This window comes from Cellvibrio sp. KY-GH-1 (assembly GCF_008806975.1).
GTDB lineage: Bacteria > Pseudomonadota > Gammaproteobacteria > Pseudomonadales > Cellvibrionaceae > Cellvibrio.
In genome coordinates this window covers 5,473,652-5,500,127 of the sequence record NZ_CP031728.1, presented here as the reverse complement: position 1 = coordinate 5,500,127, position 26,476 = coordinate 5,473,652, and the positions used below count along the sequence as shown (strand labels likewise).

22 protein-coding genes are annotated in these 26,476 nt (G+C 49.6%); 5 read left to right on the top strand and 17 right to left on the bottom strand.

The window, feature by feature from the left end; translation table 11 throughout:
- Positions 1–28 precede the first annotated feature (28 nt).
- The 4 genes from D0C16_RS22845 to D0C16_RS22830 all read right to left on the bottom strand — a co-directional run bounded on the left by D0C16_RS22845 (position 29) and on the right by D0C16_RS22830 (position 5,896).
- The gene (locus D0C16_RS22845; protein WP_151034506.1) at positions 29–1,558 is read right to left on the bottom strand and encodes a C25 family cysteine peptidase; all 1,530 of its coding nucleotides are present in this window, start codon (positions 1,556–1,558) and stop codon (positions 29–31) included.
- 36 nt (positions 1,559–1,594) lie between these two features.
- Positions 1,595–2,374 carry an alpha/beta fold hydrolase gene (locus tag D0C16_RS22840; RefSeq protein ID WP_151034504.1) on the bottom strand — a complete coding sequence of 260 codons (780 nt, stop codon included), beginning with the start codon at positions 2,372–2,374 and terminating at the stop codon, positions 1,595–1,597.
- Positions 2,375–2,654: 280 nt separating this feature from the next.
- On the bottom strand, positions 2,655–4,316 hold the full coding sequence (locus D0C16_RS22835; protein ID WP_151034503.1) for a cellulose binding domain-containing protein: 1,662 nt from the start codon (positions 4,314–4,316) through the stop codon (positions 2,655–2,657).
- Positions 4,317–4,732: 416 nt separating this feature from the next.
- Positions 4,733–5,896, bottom strand: coding sequence for a lytic polysaccharide monooxygenase (locus tag D0C16_RS22830; RefSeq protein ID WP_151034502.1), 1,164 nt, complete (start codon positions 5,894–5,896; stop codon positions 4,733–4,735).
- Between the two features lie 420 nt (positions 5,897–6,316).
- Here D0C16_RS22830 and D0C16_RS22825 point away from each other — a divergent pair, with 420 nt between their 5' ends.
- Positions 6,317–7,066 carry a hypothetical protein gene (locus D0C16_RS22825; RefSeq protein WP_151034500.1) on the top strand — a complete coding sequence of 250 codons (750 nt, stop codon included), beginning with the start codon at positions 6,317–6,319 and terminating at the stop codon, positions 7,064–7,066.
- Positions 7,067–7,094: 28 nt separating this feature from the next.
- Here the strand turns inward: D0C16_RS22825 and D0C16_RS22820 are convergent, their stop codons facing one another.
- The 6 genes from D0C16_RS22820 to D0C16_RS22795 form a co-directional block, all read right to left on the bottom strand.
- Positions 7,095–8,168 carry a Gfo/Idh/MocA family oxidoreductase gene (locus D0C16_RS22820; RefSeq protein WP_225318826.1) on the bottom strand — a complete coding sequence of 358 codons (1,074 nt, stop codon included), beginning with the start codon at positions 8,166–8,168 and terminating at the stop codon, positions 7,095–7,097.
- Complete coding sequence (locus D0C16_RS22815; RefSeq protein ID WP_151034499.1) at positions 8,149–8,658, bottom strand: DUF4442 domain-containing protein; 510 nt, start codon at positions 8,656–8,658, stop codon at positions 8,149–8,151. The genes D0C16_RS22820 and D0C16_RS22815 overlap by 20 nt, the downstream gene beginning before the upstream one ends.
- Before the next feature lie 249 nt (positions 8,659–8,907).
- Positions 8,908–9,705 (bottom strand): ABC transporter ATP-binding protein, encoded by a 798-nt coding sequence (locus D0C16_RS22810; protein ID WP_225318825.1) that lies wholly within the window; start codon positions 9,703–9,705, stop codon positions 8,908–8,910.
- Positions 9,705–10,706 carry an iron ABC transporter permease gene (locus D0C16_RS22805; RefSeq protein ID WP_225318824.1) on the bottom strand — a complete coding sequence of 334 codons (1,002 nt, stop codon included), beginning with the start codon at positions 10,704–10,706 and terminating at the stop codon, positions 9,705–9,707. Before D0C16_RS22805 ends, D0C16_RS22810 begins: the two co-directional genes overlap by 1 nt.
- An 82-nt stretch (positions 10,707–10,788) precedes the next feature.
- Positions 10,789–11,625, bottom strand: coding sequence for an ABC transporter substrate-binding protein (locus tag D0C16_RS22800; protein WP_151034498.1), 837 nt, complete (start codon positions 11,623–11,625; stop codon positions 10,789–10,791).
- A gap of 10 nt (positions 11,626–11,635) precedes the next feature.
- A complete protein-coding gene (locus D0C16_RS22795; protein ID WP_151034496.1) occupies positions 11,636–12,547 on the bottom strand; it encodes an ROK family protein in 912 nt (303 codons plus the stop codon).
- A gap of 197 nt (positions 12,548–12,744) precedes the next feature.
- Here D0C16_RS22795 and D0C16_RS22790 point away from each other — a divergent pair, with 197 nt between their 5' ends.
- The 3 genes from D0C16_RS22790 to D0C16_RS22780 are packed head-to-tail and all read left to right on the top strand — an operon-like array spanning position 12,745 to position 14,398.
- Positions 12,745–13,131: a PilZ domain-containing protein gene (locus D0C16_RS22790; protein ID WP_151034495.1), complete on the top strand. Its 387-nt coding sequence runs from the start codon at positions 12,745–12,747 to the stop codon at positions 13,129–13,131.
- Between the two features lie 45 nt (positions 13,132–13,176).
- Positions 13,177–13,548 (top strand): PilZ domain-containing protein, encoded by a 372-nt coding sequence (locus D0C16_RS22785; protein WP_151034494.1) that lies wholly within the window; start codon positions 13,177–13,179, stop codon positions 13,546–13,548.
- Between the two features lie 13 nt (positions 13,549–13,561).
- Entirely contained in the window at positions 13,562–14,398 is an 837-nt protein-coding gene (locus tag D0C16_RS22780) for an ABC transporter substrate-binding protein (RefSeq protein ID WP_151034492.1), read from the top strand.
- Between the two features lie 19 nt (positions 14,399–14,417).
- On the opposite strand, the gene radA is transcribed toward D0C16_RS22780, so the two are convergent.
- The 3 genes from radA to D0C16_RS22765 form a co-directional block, all read right to left on the bottom strand.
- Entirely contained in the window at positions 14,418–15,788 is a 1,371-nt protein-coding gene (gene radA, locus D0C16_RS22775) for a DNA repair protein RadA (protein ID WP_151034491.1), read from the bottom strand.
- A gap of 96 nt (positions 15,789–15,884) precedes the next feature.
- Complete coding sequence (locus D0C16_RS22770; RefSeq protein ID WP_151034490.1) at positions 15,885–16,805, bottom strand: PDC sensor domain-containing protein; 921 nt, start codon at positions 16,803–16,805, stop codon at positions 15,885–15,887.
- A gap of 184 nt (positions 16,806–16,989) precedes the next feature.
- Positions 16,990–19,341, bottom strand: a complete 2,352-nt coding sequence (locus tag D0C16_RS22765) for a hypothetical protein (protein WP_151034489.1) — start codon at positions 19,339–19,341, stop codon at positions 16,990–16,992.
- Between the two features lie 502 nt (positions 19,342–19,843).
- Between D0C16_RS22765 and D0C16_RS22760 the strand changes: the two genes are divergently transcribed.
- A complete protein-coding gene (locus tag D0C16_RS22760) occupies positions 19,844–21,208 on the top strand; it encodes a sigma 54-interacting transcriptional regulator (RefSeq protein ID WP_225318823.1) in 1,365 nt (454 codons plus the stop codon).
- On the opposite strand, the gene D0C16_RS22755 is transcribed toward D0C16_RS22760, so the two are convergent.
- The 4 genes from D0C16_RS22755 to D0C16_RS22740 are packed head-to-tail and all read right to left on the bottom strand — an operon-like array spanning position 21,205 to position 26,475.
- Positions 21,205–21,981, bottom strand: a complete 777-nt coding sequence (locus D0C16_RS22755; RefSeq protein WP_225318822.1) for an amidohydrolase family protein — start codon at positions 21,979–21,981, stop codon at positions 21,205–21,207. The two genes, D0C16_RS22760 and D0C16_RS22755, sit on opposite strands and share 4 nt — an antisense overlap.
- 2 nt (positions 21,982–21,983) lie before the next feature.
- Positions 21,984–23,222, bottom strand: a complete 1,239-nt coding sequence (locus D0C16_RS22750; RefSeq protein ID WP_151034486.1) for a peptidoglycan-binding protein — start codon at positions 23,220–23,222, stop codon at positions 21,984–21,986.
- 28 nt (positions 23,223–23,250) lie between these two features.
- Entirely contained in the window at positions 23,251–24,345 is a 1,095-nt protein-coding gene (locus D0C16_RS22745; RefSeq protein WP_151034484.1) for an aminotransferase class I/II-fold pyridoxal phosphate-dependent enzyme, read from the bottom strand.
- A gap of 12 nt (positions 24,346–24,357) precedes the next feature.
- The gene (locus tag D0C16_RS22740) at positions 24,358–26,475 is read right to left on the bottom strand and encodes a hypothetical protein (protein ID WP_151034482.1); all 2,118 of its coding nucleotides are present in this window, start codon (positions 26,473–26,475) and stop codon (positions 24,358–24,360) included.
- Position 26,476: the final 1 nt, after the last annotated feature.

The following is a 26,476-nucleotide window of genomic DNA, read 5'->3' as shown; positions in this document are numbered from 1 at the left end:
ATAAATTGCGCAACACCAAAAAAATGAATTAACGCTGCTCATAAATACGATAGCCAACAATTCTGCCATTCAATTCTTTGGCTACCACAGCAACCGCCCGGTTAACTTTATCACTCTTTCCAACCTCAGGAACCCCCAAAGCAACATGATATTTACTGGGCGCGGCCGCCACCTTGACGCCGAGGCCTTTTGCCGCCGCAGGGATTTTAACCGCGAAGGAGTCAAACTCCTGTGTCGAATTCAGCCCTGCTAACCGCGCCAGGTTTTGCAGCGATTTTTTTGCATCTGCCGATAATTTACTGACAGACGCTTTTGCGACTACTGGCTTGGTTTTTTCCAGAAATGCGGCTACATCTTGCATTTTGGTGCGCCGTTCCGCACGTGCGAATTGATCGGCATTTTTAGCAAGAACACTGGCAGATTTTTCAGGTTCAGCTTTTAGCACCGGATGAATGCTGGGGTCCCCCAGAAGATAAAATTGTGCGAGTGTTTTTAAGTCGACCGGGTCCATCTGCCCCACTTCGGCAACATATTGTTGCCGAGCCATTAGCGCCGCGCGGCCAAGCGACGCACCACCCATAATATGCAATAGAAAATACTGGCAAATTAAATCCGCCGAGCCATTAATATCCGCTGGTCCATAAGCAATCGTTGTACTACCCAAGTAACCATAGGCTCCCTGGGCCAGATAAGTTTGGCAAATAGGCAGATCTACACCAAGTGTTATTGCCTCATACAGTTCTGCGCCGTAACAGCACTCTACCGCTGCAACAGTGCCTTCTTTAATTTTTCCACTAATCGCTTTTGTGGTTAAAGCAATCGGATACGACTTGCCCTTTTGCCCCTGAAATTCTGGTGATGCCTGGCCTCCATGGCAATTAATAAAATGCATGCGTGATGCCAGTAATCCCGCAGGGTGGCTTGGGCCATCTGTCGGCGATACACGCAATTTGGCGATATTGCCGAAAATATTGCTCAAACTCAGTTGAGTAGATTTTTTCCAACTGAACGTAGACAACCCAAAATAACTTTCATATTCATCCAGAGAACGACTTTGGTAATTGGCCGCCGTTGCCAACAAACCAATTAAATAGGCAGGGTCAGTGGCTGCAGGCAAGTCAGGTAGCCGCCCCACTACCCGAGCAGGCGCAATAAACTTACGCGGATTGCGCGAGTAAGTCGCATTGCAAGCATAAGGCAAATCACTCCAGGCGATAGGATCATCATCCGCCCCGGGCTTAAACATGGTGTTATCCAGGTTTTGCTGCGGCACCACATCGCTCGCCCCTAAAATCATTAAGTAGGATGGCGACAGCATTTTAAAAATGGCATCAATCGCCAGTTTATTTTCCTTAGGGTTGGCGGCACTGGTCACAGCGACGCCTTTCATCTTTTTCAGCGCGACCTTGTCATCCAAAAAAATTACTTGCGTATTAAGTCCGCGTTTTTTATCGGCAGCCTTCAGTTTATCCAGCGCTTTATTGATTTTGAGTAAACCTTTGGAACCGTACTTGGCAACCAATACACTGCGATTGGAAACAATGACTTTACTATCCATACAACCTCCCGGTTTTACTGAACTGGTGTATTACCGTTACAGCTTTGAAGCTATGAGGCGAATATAGTTTTTCATCAGGTGATCTTCGATGTTGTCCGGTAGAATCGTTAAGAACTCATCGAAAGTTCCCTTCACAGTTTCCAAAAATTCTTGCCAATAACTTACATCATCATGCAGATCGCCTTTAGCATCAAAAAACCGTAACGCGCCCACATGGCTGTAAGACATCACGCGAGTAGGAATTCTGGTAACTATATCGCTGTTGTTCACGAACCGGAAAAAACGTCCTTTTAAATCAGCATCGAAATTCCGGCTAAATTCACGATTTCCAACCCGTGGCTGACCAAATGTATAAATTCCTCGCACAGGCTTATCCAACACTAACGCAAAATGCGCAGCGGCGAGCGTTGCCAGAGCACCACCTAAACTGTGCCCGGTTATCCACAGCGCTTGCGCTTTGGTTTGCACACGCGCAAGTATTTGAGTAATGTCATTCCAGACCAAATACAAAGCGTCAGAAAAGCCGCGATGGACCTTCCCTATTCCTCCGGCAAAGCTAGTAAGATCAAACGCCGCATTAGTCATCCAATCTTCAATACTGGATGTCCCACGAAACGATAAAACGATGTCACTGTCGTTGTAAGCAATAAATGCCTGTATGTCGCGTCGCTGGATAAACTCTGCCGCAAACCCCTGTGTAACCATACGCGTTTTTATCGTATCTACAGATTCATAGGCCAAATTCGCACATATCGCGAGCGAATGAGCATTTTTCAGGGAAAATTTAATACTGTTAGATTCAAAATAAATGCTCATATAACTCCTCCACGAAAGACTCACCTGAGCTCAAGCTTTTACACTTGATACTAAAAAGTAAATCCGTTGAAAAATAGGGTTTTATTTCCAAGTACTATCGCAGCGACCGTACGCCAGTGTGGCTGATAACCACAACTTCACAATGATTGGATAGAAAGTCATTTGCAGCATCCCCCAATCGGGGGGCGTTTTTTAAACATCGGCAAAGAGCGGATTGGGGAGGGGAAAAAAGCAATGCAAGCATTACCTGCATTGCTTTTTGTAAGGAAGAAATTATTTTTTAATTACAACTGGTTTTAATATCGTTTAACGGCCCGCGATTCATTCCCGAACGCGAGGTTAATTCCGCAGGACATGCGACCTCTTTGTATTTCAATGCCGGGTTATCCGCTGCTTCAAACCAATTTGCGTACCAATTACAGGCTTGTTGCAACTCGGCTAATCCGCGTGAACCAAATACGCTATTGCAGCGATTGGTTAAACAGGTTTTGTATTGCGAGAGGCTCGCGTTGTAGCCCAACTCCTGTTTACAGGCTGCGAGGAAGCCGCCGTACTGGGCACCCAATTCCGAATTGGAAACGCCCCACTGTGTTGAACAGGCGTTAAACGCCCCCACTCCACCACCAGGAACAAGGATATCGAACTGGCCACCGCTAACGTCATAACCAATGTTAGTGGCTTGCACAATCATCACTTTGCCCGCCAAGGCGGCAGAACCCGGGTCGCCCGGTGAGTTGTGGGATTGGCCGGTAAATTCCAATTGATAACAACGACCACAAACATCGCCACTGGAAGTGGCCGCGTAGCCATAGGCTAATTTATCGCTGACTGTAAAGGGCGCCATCCCCCAACACATGTGCGCACTGCCACCACCATTTCCACAGGCGCTGGCCGCATTAACATCAGACAAGCGTGAATTGTTACTGCCACAGGCAGGTAATGCATTAACCACCGAGGGAACGTTTGCAGTCCAACTGCAATGCGCTTTACAGCAATCCCAATAGCGGGTTGCATATCCATTGCAGTTCGCACCAAGGGTAATGCTGCTCGCCGATGAACTGCTTTGTGCGGGGCGCGATGATGAAGAACGGGAGGAAGACACAGTGATGACACTGGAAGAACTTCGGCTGGTGGTTACAACACTTGAAGAGCTGCGGCTACTGGTCACTGCCGTAGATGAAACCCCAGAATTCACAACACCGTAGGGAGCCGGTTGCGCTGCGCAGGTAGTGCGACTCACGCAACTTTTTCCATTTTCATAACCCCACCCGCTCGTTGTGTTTGCACACAATGGAGTAATAGTTCCATACCAGTTGCAGGCCTGGCCGGTGACGGATATTGAAGTGGACGAAGATGATCGCACAACCGAAGACGGCGTACTCGACGAAGTACGTGGCGCGGAGCTTGCCACGGTTGAAGCGCTGGTTCGCGCTGCACTAGTACTCGCCACCGTTGAAGGGACACTGGACGTCACCACTGAACTGCACACTGCACCGGTGATGACCGGCACTTGCGCCTTGCCCGCGCCGTTGGTTCCCTGAATACCAAACTCAATACTCGAATTTACCGCGATATTACTATTCCAATTTAATGGTGTCGCGGTGTAGGGATTAGCGCCCGACAAGGTTGCATTCCAGTTACTGGTAACGCGCGATCCATCGCTATAATTCCAACTAATATTCCAACCGGAGACTGCGCTGCTGCCGTTGTTGGTAATACGAATAGTCGCGGTAAATCCGTTGCCCCAATCATTGGCAACTATGTATTCACACTTTGCCGCATAGGCCGTTCCCGTTTGCGCGGCGGCGATAATCACAGTGGCACCGAGTGCCAAACGCTTTAAGGGCAGCCTCTTTAACGACGGTCTTTTTAACGACAGTCGCTTTAATGACAGCCGCCTTAACGCGCCGGGCACATTTTCCAAAATCGATTTCAATTTCATTCTTCGTTCCTCCGCGAGCAACAAAAATAATACGCAGTAAAAACCAGCCAGACTAAAAAAGCAGGCAGGTATTTTTTGCAGTGATGTGAATGATCCCCCGGGAAAACTTCCGGACAACTAACACGGATACGACAGGGAAACACTAAAGGCTGATAACAACTGGAGAGATTTTTTTGAGTCTTATATTAGTAGCCGTAAGAGTAGCTTAACGAGGAGATTTTACAAAACGCGAATAGCCAATCTGTGACTGGATTAACCTGAATTCGATATCGCATGAATTATTTAAAAAAAAACGGCAGACAAGGCTGCCGTTTTATTTCATTAATAATTAACACTTTCACTATTTATCGTCGCTCGCTTTCAGTCGTACAAGCGATGTGTGCGACAGTCATTCGATTAATCGGCCGCGATTGCGTTTATTGACAGCTACGCACTAGCGTCCAGGCATTGGTCCACGCCCAACCTACACCCGGCTCGTAAGGCCCACCCACCGTACACCAGCCGCCAACCGTGCAGCGGTATTCATTGCCTACATTGCGCACCAGCGCACCAGTTGCATAGGTGGAACCATTAACATAGGCCGGTGATGTGCAACTGCCGGTGCCAAGAGATGAGCTGGAGCGCGCACTGGTAACTGCCGCAGAACTGCGTGAGGACGTCACTGCTGTCGATGAGCCACCGCCAGATCCATTACAGTCACCCAGATCCAGCCAATAGTTGTATTGCCCGGAAGTCAGCTCAGGGTTATTGCCCTGGGTCCAATAGTTCGCTTGATAACGTTTATTGTTGTATTTCACCTGTTGTGGTTTGTTGTACACAGTTGCAGAGTCCCAGGTAGGTAACGCGGCGCAGGTATCGCTACCGGTACTACTGGCCACTGAAACGGTTGATGACGAGCGCGAACTGGTTGCGGCAACGGAACTGTTGGGTGGCTCATTGCCATAGACCACATCGATACATTGATAAAACCCTTCGGGCGCATCGGCATAATCCCGCTGCCAAATGCTGTAAACCACATGTCGTCCGGTACGCGGCGGCAAATTTACCTGGTGACGCGATACGGCTTCTTGCCCGGTGGGCGATGATTGATGAATTTGTTCCAGATCCGACCACTTCAATGGTTGGTTGGGGTTATAGCCTTGCTTGGTAATGTAATAGCGGAAATACATGCTGCGATGCTGCGCGGTGTTGGTCCACACAAACTCGCGAAACCCCGCTTGGACCTGGGTTGCCGGCCAATCATTGCGCGCCAGATCCAGACCGGCATAACCGCCCACACCGGCACTGCACAATTTACCATCGGGAATAACGGCTTGATGGTTATCCCGCACACCGCCAATCGCAATACTTTGCGGTGAATAAAAACCGACATTGCCCGCTGCCTTGGCAGCAACACACGCGGGTAAACTCGGATTTTCAATGCCGTTCTCCTTGCACACAATCACCCGCGCTTTGGGTGATGAAACATATCCATGCGCACTGGCTTCAACAGTAGCCAGTAAGGCAGCACTGGCAACAACCGCTGAAAATCCGACATGTTTTAGACGGGAAACAACAGATGGATGGTCGATAGCTTTCACTTTCTTTCTCCTTAATCGACAGCGGCAAATACCGGGGTTGGCAGGCGCTGCTATTGTTAGTCGAATAGTTAGTTTCCAGATATAAACCTGACAGCCAGCAATATTGCTCAGGGTTTCAACCGGAAAAATGAGTCTAAAAAGCTAAAAAATAAAAGGCCAGTCCCAGTTTTGTATTTGCGGTTCGACTTTGAGTGGGAAGTGTGAGCTTTGGAAGAAAGTAAGCAGTAAAAAGTGCGGACAAATATTTAAGTGCCAAGCGAGCACAATTACATCAAGAACAGGCATGTAAATTTATCGTTTAAAAACCTTAGGAGAGAATACTCTTTTCATTTTTTTTACAGTCGAAAGCAACAGATCTTCATAACATGAAAACACACGAGGCATTTTTCCGTAATCCCATGTCAATAAAGAGATAACTATATGGACTTACCAACTCATAGCGGATCAATCACTCCCGCTGCAGGTTTTTCTTTTCGTTCGCCCTACAGCCGATTTTCACTGGTATTACTAGTCATTACGTTTGCTGCACTCATTCCCAATTTCTTCACCACACTGATCACTAACCCGCAAAAACTTTCGTTGGAATGGGCCGTTCACGGGTTCTTATTCTTGGGTTGGTATATTCTGTTTTCGCTACAAACAGCATTAATATCCGGTAGAAATACCCCATTACATAAAAAATTAGGCTACGTCAGCATTGCGTTTTTCATCGTATTAACACTATCAGGTATTGGTATGATGCTGGGCACAATGAATAGCTACACACCGGATTGGAGCCCGCAACAGCTAATGGCTCGCACCAGTTTTGTATGGGCAATTTTCCATACGTTAGTATTTTTTAGCGGATTTTATGTGCTCGGAATATTATTCAGAAAGAAAGGCGATGCTCACAAACGCTTCATGCTACTGGCCTCACTCAGCATGATGTCTGCCACATTGACCCGATTTGCTTATTTGCCAGGCTTCCCTATTAATGGCGTAGTTTTTACGTTGTTGGGAACCTATACGCTGTTAATTACGCCACTCGTGATTGACCGCATCTTTTACAAACGTATACATCCAACATTGGTCGTAGGTACATTACTCTATGCAATTACACAGATAGTTGCGATTGGAATTATTCCCGTAACGGAATTTGGGAAGGCATTGGCATTTGATCTGGAAGGATAAAAAATAGGGGCGCACTCGCGCCCCGCAGTTAAAGATTGATTAATCGCTGTTGCCTTGCACTCGCCTCGCCCGCCAACAACAACTCCACACCCAACAAGGACTGCTGCGGCAGAAATGCCAGGGATGCATGGCCGCTGATCGTATCCACAATATTTTTATAATAATGCTCGTAGTAACCGCGCTGGCCGGGAATGGTGCTGCGTGTCGCTTCGCCATTATTGTGTACATGTAAAACACCGTAGTTATCTGCGCCGGGCTGCGCCCATCCTGCCATGCCGGGAATGATGCCACGCATCATTTGACTCTCTTGAACATCTTGCCCGAATTTTAAAAAGGACCCTTTATCGCCGTGAATAGCAACAGTTGCACCCTTTTCACTGACGTAAGTGCTGGAGCGCAGAATTACGCGCACATCATCGTAGTGAAAACAGACATTAAAATAATCAGTCGAACCTTCTGCGCGACGCAAGCTGCGCATATCAGCGTAGACAGCGTTCGGCTTTCCAAATAGGCACAGCATGGAATCCACCATGTGAATTCCCAAATCAAACCAGGTTCCAGAGCCTGGCAAATTATCTTCTTTCCATTTTTTGTGGGTGATGTTGGTACGGTAGCGATCATAATGCCATTCCACTTCCACTATACGCCCTAGCGCACCGGATTGGATAACTTGCTGCGCATCCAGATGATCGCTTTCCAAACGCTTGTTTTGAAATACCGAAAGAATCAGATTTTTTTGCTGTGCCAGTGCAATTAATTCATTGCCTTCACTTAAACTCAACGTAAACGGCTTTTCTACTACCACGTGTTTTCCGGCGAGCAACGCTGCTTTGGTCATGGGGTAATGATGTTCGTTAGGTGTATTAACAACAACCAGTTGAATTTCCGGATTGTTAATTAATTCATCAACCGATTTAACAATTTTTGCTTGCGGGTAATCCACCAATGCAGTGGGTTCATTGCGCTGCAAAATACTGTGCAAATTCAAGCGTGGCTCGGCAGTAATTAGCGGGGCATGGAATACCTTGCCGGACATACCGTAGGAGCAAAGGGCAACATTTAGCATGGTGTTGTAATTTCTCTCACTCATTTTTATTGACATCTTCAAGATCCGGCTCACTGGTTTGCGGATCTTCATTCGTGCGGGCACGCGGTTTTAACTTGATGTACACACGGCGCTTGACTCGCGCCACTAAATGGCCGTTATCATCTTTTATTTCAACAACAAACTCCGGCACATACTTCTCACCATTCACTGTTTTTGCACGAATGTCAGCGAGGATTTCATCGGTAATTTTAAACTGCGCGTGAACGTGAGTTTTACCGGGAGCGATGTAATCTATTTCGGCATGCTTATCCCACACAAAATAATCACGACCCAGATTGGTCATAATCATCAGCATGTACCAGGGGTCAGTCATGGAAATTAAATTGCCGCCGTATTGGGTACCCACATAATTTTTGTTGTACCAACGCAGCTTTAGTGTAACGCGGGTCTCTTTGTAGTCGCCAGAGATATGCGTGACTTTGATGCCGGAGAAGAACATCGGCGGCCAAAAATTGATGATTGCTTTGAATAATCCGGCTTTCATATTGGTATTCCATAAGCAGAATTTCAGGTCGGCTCTTGGTCGGATTAATTAGCTGGGACACGCCGTGAATACATCCATGTAGGCTCGTCGTCGCCATCCCTGGCTCCGACGGTCTCAGCTAATTAATCCGACCAAGAACCTCCGAACGAGTTTTATTGATAATCACACCACCCGCTTGCGCGGGGCTATGTTTAAATCAACCGCTTGCGCGGGACATTTTTTAGAGCACCCGCTTACGCGGGGCTATGCTTAAATCACCCGCTTACGCGGGATTATGACCACACCATCATCGCGGCAATCGACATAAGCGCTAATGCCATAGACCTGTTGCAAATTTTCGGTGGTAAGCACTTGAATTGGTTGCCCATCGGCAATGATTTTGCCGTGGTGGATTAACACCAGGCGCGAACAAAAACGTGCCGCCAAACTTAAATCGTGCAGTGCGGCAAACACTGATCCGCCCTGCTGTGCGTGCTCGGCCAGTAACTCCATCATATGCAACTGGTGATAAGGGTCCAGCGCCGCAATAGGTTCGTCGGCCAGAATAATTTCCGGCTCGCCGGCAAATACACGCGCTAATAAAGAACGCTGCAATTCGCCTCCGGAGAGTGTAGTCACTATGCGGTGACGCAGTTGGGTTAACTCGGTAATTTGTAATGCACGTTCAATAGCTTCAGCATCACGCGTAGATTTGCCACTCATGGGTTTATGCCATGGCGCGCGGCCAAGACCAACCAGATGTTCCACTTGCAGCGGCCAGGCCGGTGTTTCCTGCTGCGGCAAATAGGCAAGCAATTGCGCCCGCGCCCGATCCGGCAATTGCTGCAAGGCGATATCAGCGTGCTGATTATTACTAATACGAACTTGCCCGGCGTCCGCATCGCTCAAACCAGCGAGCACACGCAGCAGTGAACTTTTACCCGCGCCATTGGGGCCAATCAAACCCACGAATTCACCGGGCGCCAATTGCACGTCCACATTATCGATAATGCTTGTGTTATCACGCACAACAGAAATAGATTGCGCTCTTAACCTAGTGGTCATCATCAAGCCCACCGTGAACGGGTTTTTAAAATTAATAACAGAAAAAACGGCGCGCCGACTAATGAGGTAACAACACCCAATTTCAGCTCGCGCGCGCTATCAAACTGGCGCACCAGAATATCGGCTAACACCAGCAACAATGCACCACCCAGCGCGCTGGCAAACATTAACTGCCCTGGGCGATAACCCACAAAAGGGCGCAGCAGATGCGGAATGACCAAGCCGATAAAACCAATTGCACCACTGACTGCTACACAAGCACCGACACCGATAGAAATGCCCAGTAATAAAATCCAGCGTTCGCGTTGATTGTTAAACCCGAGCGAACGCGCACTGTCTTCCCCCAAACTAAGCGCATCGAGAAAACGACTACGACTTAGCATCATCACCCAACTGATAAGTGCAAGCGGCAATGCAATACTGACGTGATCAAAATGGCGATTCGCTAAAGAACCGAGCATCCAGAATACAATTTCCTGCATCGCATACAAACTGGGTGCAAAATTTAATGCGACGGCAATTAAGGACACCATAATTGCACTCATTGCCGTACCCGCCAAAATTAATGCCAGCATACTGCTGTGTAAACCCGCGAGCAGATACACCATAAATAAGGTAAACAGTGCGCCAGCAATTGCGGCGCCCGGCAGCCAGTACCACGCGCTTGCCGCCACGCCAAAATACAAGGTGCAAATTGCACCGAAGGCAGCACCGCTGCTCACCCCCAGTACTCCGGGGTCAGCCAGTGGATTGCGCAATAAACCTTGCATGGCCGCACCGCTCATCCCGAGTGTTGCGCCTATGACAATAGCGAGAATTAAACGCGGCAAACGAATCTGCCCCACCACATTGGCCGCAAGACTTTGTTCGCCGTTAAAAAAATCCTGCAGACCACGAATCACATCAATATCGGCCAGACCGGTGTTAAGTGCGATAACCGACGCGAGTGCGGTAGCAAGCACCAACAGGCCGGTTAACGCGGGAAATGAGACTCGGGTTTGCAAAGGTTTCTACCTGTATTCTAATTAATATCGCTGGTGAACTAGCGCGCGAATGAACTGTGACACGAACGATCACGCGAATAAATTATTCCGCTAACGAATTTTTAAGCTGGGTTGCGACATCACCTATCACTGTCGCCGCACAACCGGATAAGCCCGCCGGCAAAGTCACCACTTTAAAATCGGCATGCTGCAAGGCAGGATGGGAAAGGTACTCCCGCGCAAGCGAATAGGCATCATCACTGCCCTGCTCCACAATTAGAATTTGTGGTTTGGCACTGAGCAATAATTCAAGGTCGAGCTGATTAAAACCAAACATCCCACGCTCTGCAGCCAAATTGCGCAAGCCCGCCAACTGCATAAATTCATGCTCGAGTGTGCCATCGCCAATTACTACCCCATTGGCGGAATACCAAAATGCGGTGAGCGGCGTTTTGCCCTGCTTCGCCGCTTGTAGCTCAGCAATTTGCGCGCTGATGGTTTTCACCATCTGCTCGGCTTTCGCGCGCTCGCCCACCATATCCGCCAATTGTAGAATCTGGTCATTGATATCACGTAGCGTGCGCGGCAAGGGCAAACGCTCCACACGCTTACCTAATTTTTGCAGTAATTCGATGGGACTACGCTGATCAAACTCACCCGCAAAAATAACATCGGGCGCAAGCGGCACAATTTCTTCCGCTAAACCGTGATTTACCGGCATACCTTTTACTTGCTCTGCAATGGGCGACCAAATCGGATTGGCGGTGAGATAGCTAATGGACACCAATTTTTCATGGGGCACCAGTTCCCACAATATCTGATCGATGCAAATATTTAATGACGCGATGCGTGCAGGCGCTGTTTGCGCAAGCGCGCTATTGGCAAGCACAAAAAATAAAAAGCCCATCGAATAAACGATGGGCTTTTTAACATTCAGCACCAAGCGCGCCTTATACAATTGGATTTAACCAGGCGGCGCCGCGCACGCCGCTCGAATCGCCATGCACTGCCGGAACAATCGGCGTATCGCACTCACGTCCAAATACATAATGCGGCAACAGTTTGGGTACTTCAGTGTAAATCGCCGCGATATTGGAAGCACCACCACCCAACACAATCACATCCGGGTCCATCACATTAATAATGGTCGCCAGGCCGCGCGCGAGTTGATCGAAATAATTGGCCAACACTTCTTTAGCAACTGCATCACCTTGTTCTGCCAGCGCAACAATTTCATGGCCTTTGAGTTTTTCTTCCGTGATTAACTGATAGGAAAGACACAAACCGGTGCCGGATAAAAAAGTTTCCTGACAACCAGCCTTACCGCAATAGCAGGGGCGCGCATTCAAATCCGCTTCGGAAGTCCAAGCCAAGGGATTGTGCCCCCACTCACCCGCTACGCCATTGGGGCCAACCACCGGCTGACCTTTATAGGCCACACCGGCGCCACATCCGGTACCGAGAATGCCGGCGAACACCAGATCGTACCCCCGGCCAGCGCCATCGGTCGCCTCCGACACGGCAAGGCAGTTGGCATCATTGGTAACTTTGACATCGCGCTTTAAAAACTCAGACAGATCTTTCTGAAAGGGTTTGCCGTTTAACCAGGTGGAGTTGGCGTTCTTAACAAAACCGGTTTTGCGCGATACCGTCCCGGGGATACCAATGCCTACCGGCAAGTTGCTTTGGCCCGCTGCCGCTTCAGCTTGCTCGACCAAGCCCGCGATATCGCGCAGGGTCGCGCTGTAGTCATCACGCACGGTGGGAATACGGGTGCGGAACAACTCCTGGCTATTACCATTGAGCAGGATAACCTCGGTTTTGGTGCCGCCCAGGTCGATGCCGATACGAAAATCTGTCATAGGATTTGGTCTTTTTAGCTGTAGGATCAATGAGATAAAAAACTACTGAATTATAGGGCTTGGCTGCAACCCGGGCAAACACACGCGCGGCAAAATACAGATCTGTACACTTTGCTACAGTTTTGTGCCATGGCGAAACGGCGGTTGCCAGCTACACTGAAGCTCAGACCTTAGCTAAATTGAACTACGAATCCACAATGACCAGTACAAAAAAAACGCAAAGCGCCCAAGAGCGCCGCAAATTCAGCCGAATTCTTTTTGATGCCCACGTCGAATTGGCACAGGGCGATTGCCACTGGCGCGCCAGTTTGTTAGATATTTCACTCAAGGGTTTACTGATCCAGCAACAACTACCGGCCGAGGTTAAAAAAGACGCGCCGATATTGGTGAAAATTCTGCTATCAGACCAAACCAGCATTGCCATGTCCGTGAGTGTTGCACACCAGCATCACAACCAAACCGGGTTGATGTGTACTACGATTGATATTGATAGCGTTAGCCACTTACGCCGTTTGATCGAGTTAAACCTGGGCGATGCGACTGCAGCAGAGCGCGAGCTGAATGAATTAATGAGCGACTATTAATCCGAGTGTACAACGCTAACCATCACCGCGGAGCTGACAAAACCAATGACCGAGCAAACCACCAGCAATGAGGTACCACCAGAGGACAAACGCCGCCACCCGCGCTTCCCTCTGCGCGCCGTGGCGGAATTACAATATTCCACCAAAAGCTGGGAAGCTCATGTTATTGATCTTTCTGAATCGGGTGCCCGGTTGGTTATTTTAAGTGAACACTTGTTACAAAAAGGCGATCCCCTACGGGTACACGTTAAACTGGATGAGTTAAATCTGGTTACCTCCAATAAGAAGTTGCTCAATCTGCATGGCCGGTTGATCCATGTGCGCGAGCAACACCTGGGCTTTGAATTTCAGCCAGATACTCCCGCCGACAGGACTCTGCTTTACGAGCTGCTTACGCTGATAGAAAACGATCACTAACGCTGTAATCACTATGTGTAGAGTCGTGCGCGTTGTTTGCGCCTTATCGCTATTGGCTGTTGGCCTCTGTTGCCATGCCGACCAACCAATACCACTGGTAATTCCTCCACCCGGCGCTATGGAGCCTGTCGCTACAGGTATCTACTACGAAAAGGTGCTGCAGTTGGCGTTAGACAAAAGTGCCGGCACGGCAGAAACCAACCCGGAAAAATACCAAATTGCACACCACGATCAAGTCGTGGGGCGCGAGCGCTACCGACTGCTAGTGAAACAAGGTGTGGTCGATATTATGTGGAGTAGCAGTAATAAAACGCGCGAAGAAGAATTGATTCCTGTGCGCTTTAATTTACTGCGCGGCATTAACGAATACCGGGTTCTTCTCATTCGTGCCGATGACCAACCCAGATTTGACAGGGTTAAAAACCTGGCAGATTTGCGCCAGTTCAAAGTTGGCTCGGGCACTCATTGGAGCGACAGTCAGGTCTACAGATTCAATGACTTGCCACTCGTCACTTCCTACTCGTTTGAAGCTATGTTCCGCATGTTAGCCGCCAAACGTTTTGACTACATGGCGCGCAGCCTGCAAGAAATTGACTACGAACTGGAGCAATACCGGGATCTGGGGTTAGTAGCAGAAAAAAATTTGATGATTCACTATCCGCAACCGATCTATTTTTTCCTGAACAAGAAACATCCTGAATTAGCCAAACGCATCGAACAGGGCTTACTGCTTGCCCAACAAGACGGTAGTCTGGATGAGCTCTTTCAAAGCATTCCCAACTTTCGCGCGGCGGAAGAAAAAATCCGGCATATAGACCGCCGGATCATTGAATTGCGAAGAGAAAATTAATTTACCGAGTATCAGTTAACTAAAGTGCGTTGAGCGCTTCTTGCAAATTTTTTACAGCCACCACTTCAATTCCTAAATTTTTTTCACGCGGCGCATTGGCAAATGGAACTATCGCGCGTTTAAAGCCGTGCTTGGCCGCTTCACGCAAACGCTCATGACCACTGGGCACCGGGCGAATCTCACCCGATAAGCCGACTTCGCCAAACACAATTAAATCCTGCGGCAAAATGCGATCGCGAAAGCTGGAAACTATCGCCAACAATACCGCGAGGTCAGCACTGGTCTCCATCACTTTTACACCGCCGACCACATTCACAAATACATCCTGATCGCCCACCATAATTCCACCGTGGCGATGCAAAACGGCGAGCAGCATGGCGAGACGGTTTTGATCCATCCCCACGGCCACGCGCCGTGGATTACCAAGATGGCTGTCGTCCACCAGGGCTTGAATTTCAATCAGCAATGGCCGTGTACCTTCCCACATCACCATTACCACTGAACCGGGTGCTGCATCTTCCGCGCGCTGCAAAAAAATTGCAGAGGGATTATTTACCTCGCGCATGCCCTGCTCGGTCATGGCGAACACCCCCAATTCATTCACCGCACCGAACCGGTTTTTATTACCGCGCAAGGTGCGATAGCGCGAATCGTTATCGCCTTCTAATAAAATCGAGCAGTCAATCATGTGCTCCAGCACTTTGGGGCCTGCGAGCGAACCATCTTTGGTGACGTGACCTACCAGCACCAGCACTGTGCCAGTTTGCTTGGCGAAGCGCGTTAAATAGGCCGCGCTCTCGCGTACTTGTGAAACCGACCCAGGGGCGGAAGAAATATCTTCCATATGCATCACCTGAATGGAGTCGATCACCATCACTTTAGGCGCAACCTGCTGCGCTGTTGCGCAAATAGATTCAACGCTGGTTTCACTCAGCATTTGCAATTGGTCCGTGGGCAAACCCAAACGCTGTGCACGCATGGCCACCTGCTGGAGCGACTCTTCGCCGGTGATATAGAGTGCAGGCATGACGCGTGCGAGATTACACAGGGTTTGCAGCAAGAGTGTTGATTTTCCTGCGCCGGGATTACCACCAATCAACACAACCGAGCCGGGTACAAACCCGCCGCCCAGCACGCGATCGAATTCTCCGGCACCACTGCTAAAACGGGGCACATCCGTCAGTGCAATTTCAGCGAGCGTTTGAATTTTATTACCGGTCGCCCCGCCCGCATAACCTTCAAATTTGGCCGAGCGATTGGAAGGCGTTGGCCCAAGGCGCACTTCTGTTACCGAGTTCCAGGCCCCACACTCAGTGCATTGGCCTTGCCATTTTTTATAATCAGCACCGCACTCATTACAGACAAATGCAGTTTTATTTTTTGTGGACATTTAACCCTCCCGGCGTTACCCCCTCCCAACCTCCCCCTTGGCAAGGGGGAGGAGTTTTTATTCCCTCACCTTTTTAAGGGGAGGACCAGGGAGGAGTTATTTTTTCTCACTGGTAAGTTTGAGATAGGCCCCCAAGCCCACCAACAACGCCACAGCAGCAAACAACATTAATACGGCAGAATTCAAATGGGTTGCATCACCAAGTAACGATTTAAACATCAACAATAGCGATTCAATGGAAACCGCAATCACAATCGCCGACATAAAACGCGAAATAGTTCGACGGGTTGAACCTGTGTGATGAATATCTTTGTGAAGTAAAACCTCTTCTTCCAGAATCGTTTTACCCAAATCAAAAATAGCCAAACCGAGCGTTACCAGAATCACTAAATGAAATGCCTGGGTCGCCGTATTGGTATGCTCGTGCACTACTTCAAACAATGAGCTGCCCGCGGAATACAACAACAGCCCCGCCACCAACACCAACATACCGCCAATAATGCCGTAAACCAATTGAAAAAGCGGATGTACAGCGCGACGCAAACTATCGCCGTTTAAAAAAGTAATCAGCTTTTCCAGGTTAAAATTAATTACCAGATAACGTGTGGCGTTATTGCCATCGATAAAGCGTTGCACTGCCGAAATCGCCAACTGATGGGTAGCACTGGAGAGATAGGGCTGCGTGACTGTCGCTGTCGCGGCATTATCGCGCGCCTTGCTGTAATAAACGCGATTGCTGCGATCCGACCCCAAGCCCGGCTCGCGGCGTTTTGGATCAGGTACTGTGGGTGACGCCGCAGACTCGGTGGTTTGAATCCCCTTTTCGTCCAGGCAATAAATTAATTCTACGAAGGGATAAGAATCGTGCAAACGTTTTACCACCTCCTTCAAATGATCATTGGACGTTTCCAATTTATTCGGCGATAACGATGTCACAATGGATTCGAGCAGGCGTTCGATTTGCGCTTGGTACTCATCGTATTTTTTTAGCAGGTACAAATAATTGCGTGGGGTCATAGGTATCAACTCATCAACTAATCAGCTCATTAATACAGCAAGGTGCGAAGCTGCAGGGCTGCAAAAAAGTGGCGGCAGTTTACCTTATTCACAAGCAGTTATTGCGCCAGCTGCGCGTAAATTCTCGCTGTACAAAAAACAAACCCCGGAAGAACCGGGGTTTGTTTCGACCTATGCACAACAGTTAGTTGGCGGGCGCCTCAATATTGTTTGGGGCACCGCCGCCAACGGAAACATTGCCGTTGTTTAATACAAAGGTTACTACTTGTGTTTGCAATTCCGCGGTAACCTGCGGCGCGCCGCCCTCAGGCCGCAACAACGACGAATGACCACCCGCAGTATGCTTGACATAACCACGGCCCAGTTGCGTTGCCCCAAGCCCCAGTTGAGTAGCACCTAACAAACTCGCCATGGCTTTGGTTCCCATCAACGGCGCACCCGCTGCACCATTCGGAATCACCGCATCATTATTAATTTGCTGTACTAACACTGGTACGCCCAGCTTCGCCAATGTCTCCATAAAGTTAACCGGATCACCGGAATCCATCGCGGTTTGCGCGGCATAGAGGAAGCGCTCATAGTTAGTCGTACCAACATTTACACCACTATTTGCCAAACCACCGTTAATCACCGGCGCAAAGCTCATGGAATTAACCAACACCTGAGCCACTTGTGTACCCGCCGCACTGGTTATCAACCCGCGAATTGGCTTCAGTTTAGAGGTGAGCCCCAGCTTGGCTTCATTGGCGATAGCAACCTGATTAACAGTGGCAAACACGCTGCCCAGAATACCGCCCAGCGATACACCCACGACATACACACGATTCAAATCCAGCCCAGTTGCGACTGATTTGCGCATTTCGGTATCCACACTGCCCAAACTCGCATTCAGATTGAGCAAATCCATCACCGCCTGACGATTGTTATCGCGCGTGTTGGCTAAGTAGCCGAGGTTTATAAATTGCGCACCAGAGCCGTCCGTTGTGCCAGGTGTCGTAAAGTTCATAGGTGCGGGAGCGCCGCCGGAACCGGCCACATTGAAATGACGCTCATGGGGTGCGTTGGCACCATAAAGCTGGGCAAACGGAATCGATTTACTTTTTTCCACATTCAGTACATTGACCAAAGCACTATTCGCTGGAACTCCGTGCACCGGCAAGTCGATCGCCACTGTCGCGATGCAGCGGCTCGCCAGAGTGTGACCCAGGGCCAGCACCGAGGCTCGGTCGCTGGTAATACCGTGTACATAAATCACCGTTGGGTAGCCGGTAGCTGCATAGATTTGGCCGCAGTTTGCGGCTCCCGCATACCCTGGCACCCAGTTATCCTGCGGCAGTGTCACTTGCAGGGGCACCGACTCATCGCCAGTCTTTGCCGCAAATGGATAGCGATAAGTCACGTTATAGCTGCCATCAACATCCATAGGTACTGTTACACCCAATGCACCTGCCAGAGTGAGATCCGGCTTCCAGCTGCGCTTCAAATATTCGCCAAAGGCCAAACCCGTTGCCGCCGTTTGGTAATAAGGCAGCTTGATGTAGCCGGTGTAAAGCTTGCCCACACCAGAGGCAAGCGCACTGCTGAACATGTTGAAGTCGATTCCGGTCAGACCGGAAACGCCCAGCTCCCGCGCGGTAGGCGTTGATAAAAGCCCGTAGCCTTCCAACTGCATCGCATTCGCCACCGCTGTTGAAGCAGGAACACCCGCCGCGATTTGAGTACCAGCAATAGCTGCACGGGGCGCAGCCATTGCGACCAAAGGTGCAACCGGATCGGTAGTCGTGAAGGTATAAGTCAGCACCAACTTTTCTTTGGCTGCTGCTTCAGTGAGTTGGCCGCCGCTGGCCGCCGCCAGAAATTTGCTGGCAATAGTTTCCCATCCGACTATTGCATTGCGCACCGAAACTAACGCGGTCAAGGTTTCATAGCCAGGATCGCGCAGAGCGTTGTATGTCCAGGAGCGAGTCAAGGCGGCACCGGTGCCGTCCTTAAGATCGTTAGTCAGCACCACAAGATACTTGGATTTGGGTTTGAGCGGTTTGGTGGGGCGAATACGCAAGGTATTATTGGTGCCGCCATCCAGCGATACCACCTGCACATCAAAGCTGGCCAGCCCAGTGACACCCACGATATTGGCGGGATCGAGCGCATCTTTACCGTTCGCGTTCAGCTCCACGAGGAATACGGTTTTCCCGGCAATGGCGCTCGCCGGAGTCACGCTGCCACTAATCAGCACATCAAAAAACGCTGACGACGAAAACCCATCCATCTGGTTCATGGTTGCACGCACGGGATCAGTTGGGGCACCCAAATCTGCCGTTCCATCGGTATCTTTGGCCTTGGCAAAAATCAAATCGGTGTTAAAAGGAAGATCAGAAACTATAGGGTCAAAGCGGGGATAAGTACCCACTTGATAAATATCCGGGCCAGTAGGCGCTGGCGCTTTCTCAGTATCACCACCTCCGCCGCAGCCAGGCAACGTCAGCAGCGCAAGGGATAAAGAAGACAACAGGAACAAATTAGACTTATTTTTCATGATAATTCCCTGAACATTGGATACAAGACTTCAACAAGTTTAGCCAGAATTCGCGTCAGTGCGACTATTTCCCCCAAGAATTCACGGATACTTCACACAATCCATTGCTCCCCACCCATTAAGGGGATGCGCAGCTGCCAAGAAGTACTTAGCCTTGTTTTCCTCGAAATAGCGCCCAATAAACGCCGCCGCACTAATACTGTAAAGCAAAACCTCTGCAGCGGAAAAATTTTTCCGAGTAAAAATACTGGCATTAAAACACCTAAAAAAATATCTGAGATTAAATTGATTAGTTCCACACAATAAAAAATGCTGGGGAGCTCAGAATGACGGTTGCAAAATAAGGATCTCCAGTTCATTTGCCTCCATGGCACATTACTTTGATCCATTCACCAAGTACTTATGGACATGCCAGCGACAGACAATTATCGGCTTAAACGTAAAAAATTTATTAAAATTGCGAGGCAACACGCCTTTTTGTGACTCACAAAGGGAGGTTAGCGTGGCACTTACGATATGGGTGCGTTTTCTATTAGCGCAGGAAAAGAATATTGCCGCTACAAAAATCGCGGCGGAACTGACGCAACGCGGGATAAAAATTCATAACCCTGAATCAGGGATAACAGATGGTGTTGGGCTGGTGGTTTTTGATCATTTTTCCGATGAGCTAAGCAATTTGATCTCCAGGGAATGCCGCCATTATAAAAATCGCCTGCTGGCGATCCATTGCAACAAACTCATTCCTGAACATGCCCGTACATTGATGCAATCCGGTGCAACAGATATTCTGGGGTTGCTAAACTCGGAATCAATTATCGATGAAATTCTTGCGCGAATTTTGCGTTGGGAAGCGGTTGATAACCTGCTCGAATCGCCATACGTAACATCGAACCTGATTGGTGAAAGTCCAGCTTGGAAAAATGTGTTGCGGCAATTGGTTGAAGTTTCGCACTTTACCGACGCCCCAGTGCTTGTCCAAGGTGAAAGTGGTACGGGAAAGGAGTTGGTTGCGCGGCTCGTACACGAATTGGATCGTCGCAAACCTAAAAAAGAATTAGTAGTGCTGGATTGCAGTACGATTACGCCGGAGCTTTCGGGCAGCGAATTTTTTGGCCATGAGCGAGGGGCATTTACCGGCGCAGTAGCAGCGCGCGATGGTGCCTTTGCATTGGCCGATCAGGGCACATTATTTCTCGATGAAGTGGGCGAGCTACCGCTGCATTTACAAACCCAATTGTTGCGTGTCATCCAGGAGCAAACCTATAAACGAGTTGGCGGCAATGTTTGGCAACGCACATCTTTTCGTCTGGTGTGTGCCACCAACCGTAATCTGTGGGCGCAAGTACAAAAAGGTGAATTCCGTGCAGACCTTTATTTTCGCCTCGCCAGTTTTGTTTGCCAGTTACCGCCATTGCGCGAGCGGCCGGAAGACATTTTGCCACTGGCACGCTATTTTTTACGTGCAGCATCCACGACAGATTGCGCATTTGAAATGGATGACGCCGTCGAAGAATATTTATTAAACCGCACCTACCCAGGCAATATTCGCGACCTTCGCCAGGTGGTGATGCGGCTGATGTGCCGCCATGCCGGAAAAGGCGCTATCACCCTCGGTTGCATTCCGCCGGACGATCGCGAACACTGGTACCACCATCATGCAGTCTGGTATGAAGGCGGTTTCGAATTGGCAATACGCCGTGGCTTGATGCACGGAGCCGGATTGAAGGATCTGAGCAGAATGGCGGAAGAAACCGCCATTCGTATTGCGGTTGAAGAAGCAGAAGGCAACCTTCAGCAAGCGGCATTGCGCCTGGGTGTTACTGATCGCACCTTGCAATTGCGCCGCGCCGCACGTCGCGAAGCCTAGGCAGAGCGTTTTTGTGTTGCTATGCGTAATTGGCGCGGGCCGGGACGCTGTAATCCGGTCAAGCGTAAAAAATTTCCCCCTAACACCATGGCGTGATCAGCAGGTGATAATCCCATCGCTTTGACCTTGGCCAATTCAACACCCGGATGCAACCAGGGACCATCGCTGCCGAACAATAATTTTTGTGGCCCGCAACGTTCCACCACACGCATTAGCAAATCAAAAAAACGTACACCGGATGTATCTGTGTATAAATTGGGGTAAGTTTCCAAACGATCCAAAAACAACGTTTGCGAACGCCATTTTTCCGCAAAGCTGGATAAGTGTGGCACGATGAAATTCAGGTCAGGATAATCGCGCGCCAACCAATCCAGTACAGTCAATTCGGTTTCCACGTCGTAGAGAATGGGCACTTTAAACACTCGTGCGGCTTCGCAAATTTCTGCACTAATGCGCGCGTCATGGCGATGGACTTTAATACCCACAAAACCGTATTCCTCCACCGCCGTTTTCAGCATCGAAAAAATTCGACCTTTATCGCGTTGCGCGTGTAAATAACAGAGTCCCATTAACCGTTCAGGGTATTGTTTGACGAAGTGCGCCACGGTGCGATTTGCCTGCGCGTAATCAGCGTGGAAATTGGCGAACACCACACTGTGGGTGATACCCACTGCTTGCGCACGCTGCAAATAACGCGCAAGCAATGATGCGCCGGTCCAGGGGTCCTCCAAACCGAAACCGGCAACACCGTGGCAATGGGAATCGATAATCATGGCTAGACTCCCAAAACCTGTATTTGATTGCCATAACGCTGCCAGTTTCCACTGGTGTTTCCCCGTACACGTTTTTGTTTACAACGCGCACAGGAACAACCGGGCGAGCAGGTTCCACATTGGCAAGGAGAAGTACCGCAGTTCTGGCAGGATTTAGCGGTACAACGATCACAGGTGCATTTTTTTGTCGTCTGGCAAGAGCAGCGTTTTTTTAAATTAACAGGTGCGTCTACGGGCTGTATTTCCGTCTCCGCACTAAACACGCTTCCTTTTTTCAGCACCAGATTGTCCCCGGAAAAATGCTGGCGTGCATCAACCAATAGTGGCGATGAAGGAGGCAATATGTTGTGAATAGTCACTCCGGAATTAACGCTTTGTTTACCCACAGGCCGGCTACCTGACAGCAAGTATCGACTGTTCTGTTTACCCACTTTTCGCAACAGTTGGTCAAGCGCCCGTTCCACATGGCGGTCAAGATTATAGAAGCCTTTGATCGTTGCCATATACACCCGTAAGTTGTCCCACGAGCATTGGTTAGGCCACTGGTTACTCGGCTTCAGGTAAGCGAAAAAGCGGCTGCGAAATTCTTCGGCAATCCCGACTTTCAAAACACAATCTTTCGTACACGAGCCACAAACCTTCGCCGATTTTTTTGAACCTGATTTGGGATCACCAATCATGATGTATACCCCACCTTGATGTTGGCCGACACGCTTTATCGCTTGGTCAAGTGGATGCAAATAACTGTTTCCGTGTTTGACCCATTCCAGGGTGATATCAAATTTCGCCTGGTCCGGATGACCAATTTCTTCTTGCGTTGGTGCCCGTACAAATTGCGCATCCGCTTGCCGGCAAAATTCGCGCAAGGCCCGTTCAGTATCCGGATCGATTAATCCATTCACACGCACGCCTTGTTTGCGCTGGAAATCACGAATAGCACTGCGCGTCTCGCGCCCGGCGATGCCATTCACGGGTAGTTGCAAGCCCGATTTGTGATTCAGGCATTCCTGTATCCAGCGAATTTTTTCACTGCCACCGGCTTCGATTGCATAAGGTTCTGCACTAAAACCACCGCGCTTAACGTAAGCAATTCCCACTCGCGGACGCGAATACTTTGGTGGGCGCACCGGAGGGCGCCGCGCTCCCGGCGGTCGGCGCTGATTGCGCACTTCATCGGCTTCATCGCTCCACTCGCCCGCTACATATTCCGCTTCAAAATTCGATTGCAACTCATCGCACATGATTCACCTCCGAGTGTATCGGTGTAATTTATTTGTTTAATGGTTTACGCGTTTCCTGCCTGCGTGAATTCAGCGTTAGTACCAGGCATTTCACGCAGGAGTCTATGTCTCTCGCACTGTGCCGGGCATTAATGACAAATCCCAATCGAGCCGGGGAATCGGCGCGCGGCTTCAGCAATAACGACCTGATATTTCGCTGCATCAATGCGCGGTGCAATTCCAGCGCCGATAGTCCAGGTTGTGTTGCCAGTGTTTGCAGCGGAAACAAACCGCCATCGACAGCGATATCCAACTGCTCCATTCCCTGGCGAAAACGCCAGATGTTTTCCGTCAGCTGCGCCCGAAGCTCATCGCCATAACGGCTATTCACAACCAGCGCCCGGGCGGCGGCCTGGATAACCGCAACCGACGGTGGACTACAATGTAAACGGCTCAAACTCTGCGCGTTGAATTGCCGGATCAAACGGCGGCTACCAGACAAAACGGCGACGGGGACACCAAATGCCTTGGCGAGGGATGCTCCCACCAGCAAATCCGGGCCGGTCAATCCCAAGTACCGGAGCACTCCCCCGCCCCCGCTTCCATAGGGAGCCAGCCCATCCGGATTGCACCCGAGTAAACCTAATGCCTGAGTGTCATCTATCATCAGCAAGCCCCCAAAATGGCGCACGATTTCCAGGTACTCACCCAGCGGAACCAACTGGCCTGTTGCCGGGCAAATCCCGTCTGCCACCACCAATGGGCGTAAACCTTCGCGCGCGCCCAGCGTCAGCTGCCGGAGTAAATCACGCGGGTTGTGCCGGGCAAAATGGCGCAACGGAATGCGGCGCAACATCGCCCGCTCTGCTCCCCAACGCGTGATGGGGTAATTGCCGCTATCCAGATAGATGGCGCTTCCAGAAGTGGCAAAACACTCAAACGCATCCATAAACAAATGCAGGGTGGACGGTAATAAAACCGAGGTTTCCGTCCCCTGCAATTGGCTCAGATCTGTCGCTACCTGCTCAGCACCGGGCGGTTCCTCCAGAAGGGCGGGACGCCCCAAGCTAAGCTGATCCCATCCTTTAAGGCTGCGGCTGGTGTGGCCCAATCCGAGATAAAGCGCAGACGTAAAGTCAGGCATAAAAGCCCCCCTTCAACGGGGAGCGTGCTGCATGGCGAGGCGTTTGCGCAGCAACACCGAAGGCATGGTGAAATCCACTCCATCGGCCGCGCTCAGGTCCACTCCGGTTACGGCGCGATAGGCGTGGATGTAGCTTTGAATGTAGGGGCGCATCAAATCCGCCCAACCTTTGGCCTCATCCTCGTTAGTCACTTCGTACCAGTTGTGCCAGCGAATTGTGAGCAGGATCTGTTCTCCCATGACCCCTAAATCACGGAAATGTGTTGCAGGAACATCAGACCAGCCTTGCATATTTTTCATGGTGTCCACTTGCGGCATCCACGCTTCCTTGTGCGGCACCATAATGCGGCTTTGCAGGAAATCGCGAATTTCCGGACGGGAAAGAATCCACTCCTGCATCAACATTTCCACACGGGAAGTCCAGGCCAGATCACCGAACTGGTTGTGCGCACCATGGGCTAAAATCAAATTCAGCTCCTGGATTGCATGCAGCATGGGATAACCATCCGGATCCACAGTAGTGTCCTGTTTGGCGCGAAAATAATCCGCACATTTATTCAACAGATTATGGAATGCCTCCAGGAATTTGGAGCGATTGTCTGCCGGACGTAAATTGGTGACCGCTTTACCGTACAGCTCCAACCCATACTGGTGCTGATACTCATAGGCGCGGCGTTTAATCGACAGGCGATCACGCTCTTCTTCCACATACCCCCAGAGGATATTGTTCATGGGCCGCAGTGGATCAAGTTCCACATGCGCCAACGGATCACGCTCACCGGGCGCGCGTAAATTCTGGAAGCGGCGGCTAATCGCATTAATCGTTTGTACCAGCATTGCTTCCTCATGCCAGTAGTTCCAGATCAATTCCATAAAACAAGGATTATTCACGCGCGAACGAATCAAGATATCGGTACAAAAACGCGGGTCTTTGCCTTTATCCGGTACGGAATAATCAGGCAGCGCAGTATCGACAATATGCTGTATATAAGACTTGCGATTCTCACCCAGGTAATTACCAAACAACGATGCCCATTCACCCTGGGAAACGCGCGAGTAATCGCCCAAATCCAGATTCTTGTGCAACGGCAATTTCAACGCACCGCCTTGCTCAAGGGTGATGCTGCCATTCAACAATAAGAAAATTTCAGTGGCTGTTTTCAGTAATTCATAAGAACCCACACCAAAACTGAATACTTCACTTTTCATGCGCGCGAGTTTGGTTCCGTAAGGACTAACATCTTCTGTTGATGGGTCTGCACACAACACACGATTGATAAAGTTTTGGTATGCACCGAACTCGATTGATTTACTGCTATTCAGTAGCTGCACAAAAAAACTCATCGGCTGCGTAGGTTCAACAACTCGCCGCGCATGGGACACCGTAAAATTACGCGCGGTTACGGGAACAGGTTGTTGCTCCACGATATCTACCGAATTCACAACGTTCATCGCCAGGGGTTTCAGTTTGTCACCGGCTAATGAAATACCTCCCGAAACACCAGTTTCATTATTTGAACCGATGACTCTTAATTCCTCAGTATTTGCAACGGTCAGCGGTTCAAGGCTAATGGACAAATCAATTTGATATTTCCCAGGGGAAGTGAAACGGGATTCATAATCCACCTTACTATCAGGCAGATTCCTCCACTGGGCATCCCGGGAACTAACGGTCAAATCGTCCCAGGCATTTTTGAGCTGCGCGAAAATTCGCTCACCAACCGGATAAAAAGCTATTGAGCTATCTGAAGTATCGAGTCTGATCGATGAGGTGTTATCAAGCTTTGAATTAATTTCAACAAATAATTTTGATGAAATTTCAAAATCAATTTCTTCAGGGCTTTTTTCGGTAGGTTCAATGGAGATCTCGCACCAAGGCACAGCCCATCCGATTCCGCCCGAAAAAAACTCAGCCTGGATCGGGTACGGAAAAAAACATTCGTAGGTGCCGTGACTCAACTGCGGAAATATGCAACGGCCATTTTGAATGTCTGCATATTTGTAGTCATCACTGTCAGAATCCTTCTCACGTAAAACCAGCGTGCCATCCTTAACGCTAATTTTCTGGTTGGAATCTTTTACATAAATGTAGAGATCCACCGCAGCTCCTTTTTTGATTTTTTGCGACATA